Below are 13,401 nucleotides of genomic sequence, written 5' to 3'. Positions count from 1 at the left end.
TAAGGGTCAAGCCTTTGTTTTGGTTCAGTATGAATTGTACCTAAAGAAATGTACCTTTAACATAGAGCAATTTCTTAGTTTCCCTTTGACAGTTCCGCCACCGTTTGTTGAAACGTATGGATGAATGCTTCGGCTGCCTTTGACAGTACTCTTCCTTGACGATAAGCCACAACAAGTGTTCTGCTGGGAGTTGGCTCAGCAAGCGGCACGTACACAGGTACGAATTCACTGCGCGGCGCACGGGCAATAAAGCGTGGAACCAGTGTAATACCCATGCCTGTGGCGACCAGCGACTGAACGGTTTCAATATTTGTGCTCTCAAACACAACTTGGGGATCAAAACCAGCCTGCTCACAGAGATCAAATGTAAGTTTGCGGAAACCCTGTCCTTTTTTCAATACAACAAAGGGTTCATCACGAAGCTCTTCAATTCGCACAGGAATCGGATGCTCCGGATCTGCCCTGCGTGCCAAAGGGTGATTCGGGGGAACTGCCAGATCAATCTTTTCCTCTCCAATGGCAACGTAGGCGAGACTTGGCTCTTGTAAAGGAAGAGATAACAGACTGAGATCTGCTTTGCCGCTTGCTGTCAATTTCTCAAGCGTAAGCCCGGAGTCTTCCAATAAGGTAACCTCAATCTCGGGATAAGCTTGTTGGAAAGCTGGAAGCACGTGTGGGAGCAAGTGTGAACCCGTGATCGGCATGCTGCCCACAACGACTTTACCTTTGCGAAGCTGGGAGATATCTGACATTTCCTGACGCAATAGCTCCACGGCATCTACGATCTTCTGGGCTTGCTCGACAAACGTAACACCCGCATGGGTTAACTCCACGGTACTTGTATTACGCTGAAACAGCAGCACACCCAATTCTTTTTCCAATTTGGATAATTGCTGGCTTAATGAAGGTTGAGCAATATGCAGCTTCTCTGCTGCCCGGGAGAAATTGCGTTCAGCCGCAATTTGCAACGTATATTGAAGTTGTCTGAATTCCATCGTCATTGGTCATTCCTTTCGTTATGCCACCATTATATCACTACAGATAAAGAAATCATTAATTTCGCTTAACCGCTTGCACTCCATCAGAAGAGTTGCTATACTAATTTTGAAAACGCTTAATAAGAACCACTTACCCGGGTAAAACAAAATCAACGTTTTCATGTGTACCAGTTTCAAGTGTTAGCACAGAACCATTTCAAATGTTCATATTCTTTTTCGTTCATATAATTGAATAACATTCATCCAACGATGGCGTGTTACTGTTCGGCAGGCAAGACCTAGATTGGGTGGGAAGAGTTTCTCTTTTCCTGCCCCTTTTAGGTCTTTTTTTGTTCCCATCAAGAAACGGAGGTGCACCATGAATCACAAACAATTAGCCCAATCGATTATGGAGCTGGTCGGTGGCAATGATAATATCAACACGTTAATTCATTGCTCTACCAGGCTCAGACTTACCCTGAAGAATCCGGATATGGCGAAGACCCAAGAAATTAAGAGCCTTGATGGTGTTATTGGCGCAGTGAATAGCGGCGGACAATATCAGGTTATTATCGGTAATGACGTCGCGTACGTCTACAATGAACTTGCCAAGATGATGGATACTCGGCAATCAAACGAAATTCAGGAGAAACAAAAAGCGGATTATAGCCCCAAAGGACTGTTTAATACTTTTGCCAGTGTCATTGCAGGCATTTTCCAACCTATTATCCCAGCCATTGCTGCCTCGGGCATGCTTAAAGCACTTTTGCTACTGGCGACCGTGACCGGCCTGATGTCTAAAGAGAGCCAGACATATACCGTTTTGAGTGTCATGTCTGATGCTGCCTTTTACTTTCTTCCGATTCTACTGGCCTATTCCAGTGCAAATAGATTTAAAACGAACCCCTTTGTTGCCGTTCTGTTTGGTGGAATCATGTTACACCCGAATATGATTGGTCTGCTTGGCGGTGAAGATCCGGTGTCCTTTATTGGCATACCTGTTGCATCCGTTCAATATGCGACATCCGTGGTACCGATTATTTTAACGGTCTGGTTCATGTCTTACATTGAAAAGTTCGCGGACAAGATCTCACCAGGACCAGTAAAAATTTTCCTTAAACCTTTGATTGTTATTCTCATTGTTGCTCCAGTTGCCCTGATTGTACTTGGACCTCTGGGGATGTATCTCGGAACGGGAATGTCCAACCTGATCTATTGGATTCAGGATAAGATTGGATGGTTGACCGTTGTCATTATGGCCATACTGATGCCTCTGATTGTCATGTTCGGTATGCATAAAGTATTTTATCCCATTATTTTCGCAGCCTTGGCTTCACCTGGTTATGAAACACTGGTGCTGGTCGCGATGCTGGCATCCAATATGGCGCAGGGAGCAGGCGCACTGGCGGTGTCATTCAAAACCAAAGACATCAAGTTGAAACAAGTCGCTTTGTCTGCAGGAATTTCAGGTGTATTCGGTATCACGGAACCTGCTCTCTACGGTGTACATTTAAGGCTCAAGAAAACGCTGTTTGCCTGCATGATCGGCGCCGGAGTCGCTGGGTTGTTCGCAGGTATTGTGAATCTCAAGGCATATGCTGCCGTGGGTCCGGGGATTGCATCTATGCCTATGTTTATCAGTGAAGATCATATGAATATTATCTATGCGATCATTACCATGCTGATCTCTGCTCTTGTCGCGTTTGTCGCTGTATATGTCATTGGATTTCAGGATGTTGTTCCAACAGCAGTGTCGATAGCAGGCAGTCCTACAAACAAAGCGAGAGGCGAATCTGAAATCCAGCCATCCAAAGGGATCAAATCGAAAAAGATCGTTTTTGCTCCACTGGAAGGTAAAGTTCTGCCATTAAGAGAGGTGAAGGACGAGGCCTTCTCGCAAGAAGCCATGGGACAAGGGATGGCCATTCAGCCAAGTGTTGGCAAGGTGTTTGCCCCGTTTGATGGTACCGTTGAGACGGTGTTCCGCACTAAACATTCCATCGGTCTGAGATCGGTAGAAGGTGTAGAAATTCTGATTCATGTCGGATTGGATACGGTGAAACTGAAAGGCCAGCATTTTGATGTAAAAGTGAACGAAGGAGAACAGATCTCTCATGGTCAGCTCCTGATTGAATTTGATCTTGAAGCTATACAAGCCGCAGGTTATGACACCACGACCCCTGTAATTGTGACCAATTCCTCGGATTATCTGGAGGTGCTGGGCAATGAATCTGCGGCGACAACAGGACCGGGGAAACCATTAATTACGGTGTTATAACTTGCTGAAATATGAATGAAAGGCAGGCAGCCTGATATGGAAGTCATAAAAATATTGAATTCGAGCATTGTTCTTGCCAGACGTGGTGAGGATGACAAGGAAATTATTGTGATGGGAAAGGGCATCGGCTACAGGAGCAAACCGGGAGATGTCGTTGGCGAGGATGAGATCGAGAAGATCTATGTCCTTGAAAATGAAATGATCTCTTCGGATCTCACCGCTCTGATGAAGGAAACGCCAAAAGAATATCTGATTCTGGCTGACGAAATCATCTCCCATGCCAAACATACATTGTCCCGCCATCTGAGTGATCATCTCTATGTCGCATTAACGGATCATCTGTATATGGCCATGAAGCGATTCAAGGACAATATGACGATCCAGAACCGAATGTTGTGGGAAGTTAAAAAGTTCTATCCACAGGAGTTCAGCATCGGGTTGCATGGTCTGTCTCTCATTCAAAAACAGCTTGGACTCTCCCTGCCTGAAGAGGAAGCGGCGAATATTGCCTTTCATCTCGTGAATGCGCAGCAGAATGATGACAATATGAATCAGGTCATGATGATGACCAATACCGTCAAGGATGTACTCAATATTATCAAAATTCACTACCAAGTGGAGCTGGATACACACAGCATCAACTATTCACGCTTTTTGACCCATTTGCAGTTTTTCATTCAACGGCTTTTTGAACATAAAACGTTAAACACGCAGGATCATGAGCTCTTTGAGCAGATCGCGAATAAATATCCGCAGGAGGAAGCCTGCGTATTGCTAATCAAGGATTATATTGAAGCACGGTTTGAACATACGATCTCCAATGAAGAGATGATGTATTTGATTATTCATATCAATCGGGTCATGAGTCGCAATTGAGCAAGAATCAAAGAGTTACAGAGATAATCCAAGGAGGAATACACAATGACCAATACAACAAGAACGTTTCCAGAAGATTTTCTATGGGGAGGAGCGATTGCTGCCAATCAGGCAGAAGGAGCGTGGAATGTGGATGGCAAAGGTCTGTCTACAGCCGACATTGCTATCTATCGAAAAGGTGTAGCCAAGAGTGAGTATAAAAAGCATAATGCGATCAATGAAGAACAGATCAAAACTGCGATGGAGTCTACCTCGGACAGAGAATATCCGAAACGCAGAGGCATTGATTTTTACCACCGTTACGAGGAGGATCTAGCCCTGTTTGGGGAGATGGGTCTCAAAACGTTGCGCTTATCTATTGCTTGGACCCGAATTTTCCCGAATGGCAACGAAACAGAGCCGAATGAAGCCGGTTTGCAGTTCTATGACCGCGTTATTGATGGCATGCTGAAACAAGGGATTGAACCATTAATTACGTTGTCGCATTATGAGATGCCGATGTATCTGGTGAATCACCGTGGTGGATGGACGGATCGGAAAGTCGTCGAGTATTTTGTTCACTTTTGCAAAACCGTGTTCACCCGTTATAAGGACAAAGTGAAGTATTGGATTACATTTAATGAAATTGACAGCATTGTTCGCCATCCGTTTACGAGTGGTGGTATTGTGCCGGAGCGTTTCGAAAATGTGGAGCAGGCTGTATATCAGGGGTTACACCATCAATTTGTAGCGAGTGCACTCGCAGTGAAATACTGTCATGAGATCATTCCCGGTTCCCAGATCGGATGTATGCTTACCAAACTGACAACGTACGCTCATACATGTAATCCCGAAGACGTACTTGTTGCTTCCCGGGATAATCAATTCAATCTTATGTTTACGGACGTACAGGTGCGTGGAGCGTATCCGTACTTTACGAAGAGATTTTTTGCCGAAAAAGGGATTAACCTGGATATGCTTGAGGGGGATGAAGAGATTCTGAAAGTACACACTGTGGACTTTATCTCATTCAGTTATTATATGTCCCTGGTATCAAGTGTGGATGGCGACCGATTGGAGCAGGTGAGTGGCAATACAACTGGAGGGGTGAAGAACCCGTATCTGCAAACGAATGATTGGGGCTGGCAGATTGACCCGGTAGGTCTGCGCATCTCACTGAATGAACTGTATAGTCGTTACGAGGTGCCTTTGTTTATCGTTGAAAATGGAATTGGGGCGGTAGACACGATTGAAGCTGATGGTAGCATTCAGGATGATTATCGTATTGATTACTTCCGCTCTCACATTGAACAGATGCATGAGGCGATTCTGGACGGTGTTGAACTGCTCGGCTATACCAGTTGGGGAGTAATTGATCTGATTAGTTATTCTTCTTCAGAGATGGAGAAACGATATGGCTTTATTTATGTAGATCAGGATAATGACGGCAATGGAACACTGGAGAGAAAACGAAAGAAGAGTTTCTATTGGTACAAAGATGTGATTGCAAAAAACGGTTTGTAATACAGTAGTCGGACAAGCAGTCTCATAGAAGGCGTCTTTTCATTTCATAACAGAAACTAGCAAAGCAGCTCTGGATTCAGGGCTGTTTTTTTATGTTCTAGATAAAAAGGATTGACAGCGAAGCAGCGGAAACGTAGTATAATACTTATCTGATAATGATAATTGTTATCAATTGAAACCTCTGCGATGAGCAGTGGTTTATTTGTCTTTCTCTCATTATAGGTTAAACCTATTACATCTATAGATATTATATCTTGGAACAATGAAGGACAGGGTGATATATTTATGTCATTCAAGAGCTTCACTTTTTAAAGAAAACAGAGGCTCTTCCAAGGACCGAACTTATAATGAGGTGAAAATGATGAGTAAAAAAACGATGTTTGAGAAAATTTGGGAAAATCACGTAATTCATCAAGAAGAAGGCAAACCAAGCATTCTGTATATCGATCTGCATCTGGTGCACGAAGTAACTTCTCCACAGGCATTTGAAGGTCTTCGTCTGAGCGGACGTAAAGTTCGTCGCCCTGAACTGACATTTGCAACAATGGACCACAACGTTCCAACGAAAGACCGTTTCAACATCACAGATCCTATCTCCAAACAACAAATTGATACACTTTCGCAAAACTGTCGTGATTTCGGCGTGAAATTGTATGATCTGGACACGATTGATCAAGGCGTTGTACACGTTATGGGACCTGAACTGGGTCTGACTCACCCGGGTAAAACGATTGTATGTGGTGACAGTCATACGTCCACACACGGTGCGTTTGGCGCACTGGCATTCGGAATCGGAACAAGTGAAGTTGAGCACGTTATGGCAACTCAATGTTTGCAACAAGCAAAAGCCAAAACAATGGAAGTTCGTTTTGTCGGCAAACGTAACCCGGGTGTAACCGCGAAGGATATGATCCTCGCAGTCATTGCCAAATACGGTACAGACTTTGCAACAGGTTATGTTATTGAGTACACAGGTGAGTCCATCCGTGAGTTGAGCATGGAAGAGCGTATGACGGTCTGCAACATGTCCATCGAAGGTGGAGCAAGAGCAGGATTGATCGCTCCGGATGAAACAACATTTGAATATCTGCGTGGACGCGAATACGTACCAGCGGATGCCAAATTCGATGAAGCTGTTGAAGGTTGGAAACAGCTTGTAACCGATGAAGGTGCCGAGTTCGACCATGTGGTTGAAATCGATGTGGAGACATTGATTCCGCAAGTAACTTGGGGAACAAGCCCTGGCATGGGAACCGACATTTCTTCGAAAGTTCCTGTTCCGGCTGAATTGCCTACAGAAAACGAACGCAAAGCGGCTGAAAAAGCGCTTGAATATATGGGACTTGAACCGGGAACACCAATCGCCGAGATTCCAATTGACTATGTATTTATCGGTTCTTGCACCAATGGTCGGATCGAAGATCTGCGTGCAGCAGCACAAGTGGCTAAAGGTCACACGGTATCCAGTCAGGTTACAGCAATTGTTGTACCAGGCTCAGGACGTGTTAAAATTCAGGCTGAACAAGAAGGTTTGGATAAAATCTTTACGGAAGCCGGATTTGAATGGCGTGATGCGGGATGCAGCATGTGTCTGGCGATGAACCCGGATGTATTGAAGCCAGGTCAACGTTGTGCTTCGACGTCCAACCGTAACTTTGAAGGACGCCAAGGACGCGGAGGACGTACGCATCTGGTATCTCCGGCAATGGCAGCAGCAGCAGCGGTTAAGGGTCACTTTGTGGACGTACGGGATTGGAATTTCAAAACAGAAGCAGCGATCTAATCTATAACAGACAGAAGGGAGAACGTTTAATATGGAAGAATTTAAAACATTACAAGGCATCGTTGCACCGGTAGACCGGGTCAATGTAGATACAGACGCAATCATTCCGAAACAGTTCCTGAAACGGATTGAACGTACCGGATTTGGACAATTTTTGTTCTATGAATGGCGTTTTGATGAAGAGGGCAACAATAATGCTTCCTTCGAAATGAATAAACCTCGTTATGAAGGGGCATCGATCCTGATCTCACGTGCCAACTTTGGCTGTGGATCTTCCCGTGAGCATGCGCCATGGGCGATTTTGGACTATGGATTCCGTTGTGTGATCGCTCCATCTTATGCAGACATCTTCTATAATAACTGCTTTAAGAACGGAATCTTGCCAATCAAGCTATCAGAAGAGCAAGTTGAAGACTTGTTCCAACGTACAGCGACACATGAAGGCTATGAGATGAATGTAAATTTGGAAAACAAAACGATTACTGATGCATACGGACTGCATATCGATTTTGATCTGGATGAGCATCGTCGTCAATTCCTGTTGCAAGGATTGGACGATATCGGTTTGACTCTTCAACATGATGATGAGATCGCTGCTTACGAACAACGCCATGCGGCAAAACTGTTCGGTTAATCGTTAAAGTATCGTATAGTAGAAAGCTTCTGCCTCGCCAAAGGGACCTTGTTCCCATCGGTGAGGCAGAAGCTTTTTGTAATTTCAGAAGCTAAATTAGCTTAATAAGTCAGCTATATATAGAACTTCTCATTTTTTTGGTCGAATACTTCAACAGATACAATCAACAGCCGACTAATTAGATGAACCTAAAAATAGATTACTGAGGTAAATCCAAAGGGTCGTTTTTTGTATTCTGAAAATAGACATAGATATAACAAGCCAAATGCACGAAATTCACAAGTGACCATACCATAAGCCATATGATTGGAGTTGATAGGGTAGTCCAGATACCAAACCATGGCAGCACACGTCCTCCGCCGATAAATGTAACCAATGGGAACAGAGACAAGAGAATTAGAACCGGGATCAGTCTACCGACTGTGATCAGAATCAATTTGCTAATCGTTAGGCGTTGGTTGCTCCGAAGTATGCGAAAATAGGCGTAGATGCCCCATGCAAGCGTAGCGATGATCAGCGCAATCATAATCGTTTCCATATTCCGACCGTTTACAAAAGAGGTTTGGGGTTCCTGCCCCCGCATAATATCCGCTATTCCATCAATAAATGCCGAGTAATTCACATAAGCGTTTATACCAGAATTAAACATTACGGCAATGCCCATTTGCTCGTTCAAATAAACCAGTTCTTCTGACTTGTAGGTCCAGAAAATGCCGCTGTGGGAGATCGTTTGGCCGCTAGAAGCATCTTGGTTTGCAAGCCAGCCCATGCCGTATGGACTGATATCTCCTGCGGAATGATATTGTTTCATCAGCACAGGGGAAACGAGGTGGCCGTGATATTGGGAAAGCATCCAAAGTGACATGTCCTCTGCAGTTGAAACGATGCCGGCGGGGCCCTCAATGAACCAAAGCGGTTCGGATTGACTTATAGAGCGTCCCAAACTCAGGTAATGTCCTAGCGGGATAGTATTATTCTCATAGAACTGCTGCGTTGTACTGACACTGAAGGTATGATTCATTCCTAGCGGTTCAAAAATATGTTTTTTCAGGTAATCCGAAAAGCGCTCTCCGCTAACACTTTCCACGAGGTTCCCCAGCAGCACGTAATTAGGATTATGATAGCTGTAGGCCGTTCCGGGGATATGGGCAAGTTGAACCGTGTTTAATAATTGGTTCGCTTCCGCCAGTGATTGGAATTGCGGAGTCTTTGTCATATCGGGATTTATCTTGTCATTGAGACCACTCGTCTGATTCAGTAAATGACGGACCGTGATGTCAAGAACGCGGGGATCCTGTGGAGAAAGCTCTGGAAAATAGGAAGCGTAAGCAGCATCCAAGTTGATCCGACCCTTGTCCACCAGCTGCAGAACGGCCAATGCAGTAAAGGACTTGCTAAGTGAAGCAATGGGAAAAGGGGTATTGCCCGTAACCTTCTGGCCATCTGCAAATGTCCCGTAGCCTTTTGCGTAAAAGACCTCATCGTTATTGGCAATCGCCAGTGAAGCAGCCTTAATGTGATTGGCCTTCATGCTCCGATTCATATATTCATCGATCTCCTGCAGAACTTCTGTCCTGTCTCTGGCTTCATTGGCGGATAAGGGGTTCGCCCACGCGATACATAACAACAAGCAGCTAATTGTGATATACATCATTTTTTTCAGTTTTAGCATGATAACACTCCTCGAATTCAAGATAAGGAGATGTTATCAGATCATTTTCAACTATTTATCAACTTGCGTCCCAATACTTGCCGTCACGCTTCCACCTCCGTCAGGACCGTTTGCAATCTGAAGACTACCTTCCTGTTTTTCGCAAAACACCTTGCAAACGTAAAGGCCCAGCCCGCGATGTTCGCTCGAATCCCATACTTCGCCTCGGTAAAAAGGGAGTATAGCCTTACTCAGGGCCTCGTCAGAGAAACCAGGACCGTCCTCGGAGACGGTAATCTTCATAATGCCCCCCTGCACGTCATAGTGAACGTTTAATTGACTGGCTGCGTATCTTGCCCCATTAGCCACTATATTCTCGAAAATCTGCATGACGAGATAGGGATCTACATGCACTGAGGCATTATCATATTCCACGGAAGAGACGAAACGTATGCCGTACTGTTTCGCGATTTGCTCAGCGCTGCCGTCCAGAAAAGCCGTCAATGAGATCGTATCCATCGATTGGATGTTCAACGGCACATCCTCCAGTCTCTGAATGGAGTTCATGGCCTCTGCATAACTCTCCAGACGCAAGATGTGAAGGTTCATAGTATGGATCAGGTCGAGCACCTTTTCTTCCGACAACTTCTTCTCGGGAAGATAGGTGGCGAGAAGCTCGGCGTTTCCTTTTAACACGGACAGGGGGGTTCTCAGATCATGGGCAAAAATAGCATTGATCTGCTTGCGCTCTTCAACCGAACGCCAAAGTGTCTTAAGGTTTTTTTCCAATTGTGAGCGCATGTTTTCAAATAGCTTGATCAGCTCGCCCATCTCATCCTGGCTGTCATAGGAAATGCGGAAATCTAGATCGTTGGCTGAAATGTTCTCGGATGCTCGTTTTAATAGCTCCAGCGGACGTTTTAGCTTCCATCTGTAAAATAGAACGGCCATGGTGACAATTCCAGTCGCTACGGTGAGCAGAACCGCCGTTACGAGGGAGGGCATGACCCAATCCGTTTCTCCGAAACGTAGCCGCAGCTTCTCCGCCCAAGCAAACTCCATAGTAATAACGGCCAGCACGGCAACGAGTGTGACCACACACAACAGCATAAAAGAGTGCAGTAAGGACAATCGCTTTAAAAACAGGAGTCTAGTCATGAACTTGGCCATTTGTAGCCTACTCCCCAAACGGTCTCGATTTGATTATCACAGCCGTACTCCTTTAATTTGTAGCGAATTCGCCGGATATGCTCTGCAATCACATTACTGTCGCCTTGCTCGTCCATGCCCCAAATCTTTTCGTATATGCGTTCCTTTCCAAACACCATATCAGGATGTGTAGACAGCAATTCGACAATATCAAACTCTTTTTTGGGCAGTGAAATTCGCTTATCCAGGTAGTAGAGCTCCCTGGCCGTATAATCAATGACCAATTCATTGTTAAACCTTACCGAAGATTTAGTTTGGATTCGTTGTTCCCTGCGTATATGTGCTTCGACCCTGGCACCCAACTCGCGAATGCTGAAAGGTTTCAGGATATAGTCATCGCCTCCGGCACGAAAACCTGCTATTTTATCAGCATCTTCGATTCGGGCCGTTAAGAATAAGATCGGGCAAGAGACGAAGTCCCGAATTTTCTCACATAATTGAAGGCCGTTCTGTTCAGGCATGTTGATATCTAACAAAACGATATCGGGTTGTTTTTCCACTTTCCGCAGCGCTTCCCGGCTGTTCTTGGCCGTCATCACGGAATATCCGTTAATTTCAAAATAATCAGTCAGTAGCTTTCGAAGATCTGCTTCATCGTCCACGATCAGTATTTTAGGCATCAAGTCTCAATCTCCTGTAATCAAGTATTTGAACTCAGCATAGCAAAAATGGATGAGGAATGTAATTTTCATATGATTTCGGGAACTAGACGAATGGAGAAAGTAACCTTTTTGCCATTCTGTTTCCGACTAAATATGACAACGTTGTAACCGGATGATCAGACAATATCTGATAAACTGATTAGTAGATTATGGAAGGTTACATATTGTCATTGATGTTACGTTGCAGAGAATCAGGTCGGATGTTCAAAAGACAAAAAGAATGGTGGATGAGGTATGAAAAAATGGTCGGCAGCAGTCGTTTTTCTCCTGTTCCTATGTTTATTCCCAATCATGGCCCATGCAGACACCACTCCCTCGATTGTACTCGACGGTGTAACCATTAACCAGCAGACGGGTGCACCTGCAGAGAATATCGGGAAAACGGTCATGGTTCCAATTCGAATTGTATCCGAGAACCTGGGTTATAAGGTGAAGTGGGAGAAGGAAACTCAGTCAGTCCAGGTTCAAAAAGGAAACAGCATGATCCAAATGACGGCTGGCAAAGATGCAGCTACAGTGAATGGAAACGTGGTGAACTTGGATTCGCCCCCACTGATCAAACAGGGAACTACGCTTGTTCCGTTACGCTTTGTTGGGGAAGGCATGGGTCTACGTGTTGGCTGGGACAATGGAACCAAGACAGTAAGCCTATTTAGTATTCCTCCTGTAGTTGAAACGGAAGGTGACAGTGACCCCGTCGATGCACCTGTCCCGGATGGTTTGACAGAACTTCAAGGCATCAGCTTCAGCGGAAATCGGTTGATTGTAGCAACAAACGGTAATATTAGCCCCAAAGTATCCAGTATTGGTGGGCCAGACCGAATTATTGTTGATCTGCCTTCAGCGACATTTTCTCAGGAATTCATTCAGGGACAAGCCTCTAACCCGGATGGCAGTGGACAGATTCTCGTTACGGATTCATCAATAGTTTCCAAAGTCCGTTATGCCATGTTCAGTAAATCGCCTTCTACCGTGCGTGTCGTTCTGGATCTGAATCAGACGGCTACAGCCAAATGGTCTGTTGGAGATAACAATGTCTTGCTCGTTGACCTGACAGCCACGAATGGAGAACCGACAAGCCAACCGGCAGTACCTAGCAATGATGGTAAAACGATTGTGGTCATTGATCCAGGACATGGTGGTCGTCAATCGGGTGCAGTGAGTTTGTCAGGAGCTTATGAGAAGGATTTCAATCTGGCTGTAGGACTGAAGGTACAGGCAATCCTTCAACAATACCCAAATATTCAAACGGTCATTACACGCCAGGATGATACAGAACTTTCGCTCAAACAGCGTGTGGATATTGCTGAATTGAATCAGGCAGATGTTTTTGTGTCCATTCATGGAAACAAATTTACTACACCGGTACCAAACGGCATTGAAACGCTCTACAGTCGTAAAGAAAGCAAGACTTTGGCTGACACTCTTCACAAATATGTGTTGCCTGTAACAGGACTCAAGGATCGTGGGGTTAAAACGGCTAGTCTGCATGTGACGCGTGAAACAACCATGCCTGCAGTGTTACTTGAACTTGGTTTTTTAAGTAATCCTACAGATGAAGCAGTCATGCTCACAGAAGAATACCAAGACAAATGTGCACAGGCGATTGTGGACGGTATTGTTGAATTTTTGGGACTGTAAAGTGGATTTTGCGCAAATATGAAGGTTAGGGTATTACGTTGTTTGGAGATGTATACTTGATAAATAAGGAAAAAAGAAGACATTAAAATGTAAAAAAAGCTTGATCTGACAACGTTTTTTTTCTGTTATGTTGGAATATATTCGCAACTTTTGAGAGCGAGGGGCGTCTAATAGGTGTCTGGTAATG

The 13,401-nt window shown here is 44.8% G+C and carries 10 protein-coding genes; 6 read left to right on the top strand and 4 right to left on the bottom strand.

The genetic code is table 11. The features are described from left to right. Positions 1 to 74 precede the first annotated feature (74 nt). Positions 75 to 995, bottom strand: coding sequence for a LysR family transcriptional regulator (locus tag MHB85_RS18770; RefSeq protein WP_105599998.1), 921 nt, complete (start codon positions 993 to 995; stop codon positions 75 to 77). A gap of 361 nt (positions 996 to 1,356) precedes the next feature. Here MHB85_RS18770 and MHB85_RS18765 point away from each other — a divergent pair, with 361 nt between their 5' ends. The 5 genes from MHB85_RS18765 (at position 1,357) to leuD (ending at position 8,051) form a co-directional block, all read left to right on the top strand. After that, a complete protein-coding gene (locus tag MHB85_RS18765) occupies positions 1,357 to 3,255 on the top strand; it encodes a beta-glucoside-specific PTS transporter subunit IIABC (RefSeq protein WP_091017962.1) in 1,899 nt (632 codons plus the stop codon). A 36-nt stretch (positions 3,256 to 3,291) separates the two neighbouring features. Continuing rightward, a complete protein-coding gene (licT, locus tag MHB85_RS18760; RefSeq protein WP_210108586.1) occupies positions 3,292 to 4,131 on the top strand; it encodes a BglG family transcription antiterminator LicT in 840 nt (279 codons plus the stop codon). Between the two features lie 45 nt (positions 4,132 to 4,176). After that, a complete protein-coding gene (locus MHB85_RS18755) occupies positions 4,177 to 5,634 on the top strand; it encodes a glycoside hydrolase family 1 protein (RefSeq protein WP_341073408.1) in 1,458 nt (485 codons plus the stop codon). Positions 5,635 to 5,995: 361 nt separating this feature from the next. After that, a complete protein-coding gene (gene leuC / locus MHB85_RS18750) occupies positions 5,996 to 7,417 on the top strand; it encodes a 3-isopropylmalate dehydratase large subunit (RefSeq protein WP_036607575.1) in 1,422 nt (473 codons plus the stop codon). A 31-nt stretch (positions 7,418 to 7,448) separates the two neighbouring features. Beyond that, positions 7,449 to 8,051 (top strand): 3-isopropylmalate dehydratase small subunit, encoded by a 603-nt coding sequence (gene leuD, locus MHB85_RS18745; RefSeq protein WP_036607574.1) that lies wholly within the window; start codon positions 7,449 to 7,451, stop codon positions 8,049 to 8,051. 199 nt (positions 8,052 to 8,250) lie between these two features. Here leuD and MHB85_RS18740 read toward each other — a convergent pair whose 3' ends face one another. From MHB85_RS18740 to MHB85_RS18730, 3 genes are read right to left on the bottom strand one after another with little or no spacing between them, the layout of a single operon-like run. Next, complete coding sequence (locus tag MHB85_RS18740; RefSeq protein ID WP_341073407.1) at positions 8,251 to 9,723, bottom strand: serine hydrolase domain-containing protein; 1,473 nt, start codon at positions 9,721 to 9,723, stop codon at positions 8,251 to 8,253. 51 nt (positions 9,724 to 9,774) lie between these two features. Continuing rightward, a complete protein-coding gene (locus MHB85_RS18735) occupies positions 9,775 to 10,872 on the bottom strand; it encodes a HAMP domain-containing sensor histidine kinase (RefSeq protein WP_341073405.1) in 1,098 nt (365 codons plus the stop codon). Beyond that, the gene (locus MHB85_RS18730) at positions 10,857 to 11,531 is read right to left on the bottom strand and encodes a response regulator transcription factor (RefSeq protein WP_341073404.1); all 675 of its coding nucleotides are present in this window, start codon (positions 11,529 to 11,531) and stop codon (positions 10,857 to 10,859) included. The genes MHB85_RS18735 and MHB85_RS18730 overlap by 16 nt, the downstream gene beginning before the upstream one ends. Before the next feature lie 276 nt (positions 11,532 to 11,807). Between MHB85_RS18730 and MHB85_RS18725 the strand changes: the two genes are divergently transcribed. Beyond that, positions 11,808 to 13,214 (top strand): N-acetylmuramoyl-L-alanine amidase family protein, encoded by a 1,407-nt coding sequence (locus MHB85_RS18725; RefSeq protein WP_341073403.1) that lies wholly within the window; start codon positions 11,808 to 11,810, stop codon positions 13,212 to 13,214. Positions 13,215 to 13,401 lie beyond the last annotated feature (187 nt).

Origin of the sequence: Paenibacillus sp. FSL K6-4396 (assembly GCF_038002525.1) — a bacterium.
Lineage (GTDB): Bacteria > Bacillota > Bacilli > Paenibacillales > Paenibacillaceae > Paenibacillus > Paenibacillus amylolyticus_B.
This window is presented reverse-complemented; position numbering and strand designations above follow the sequence as displayed.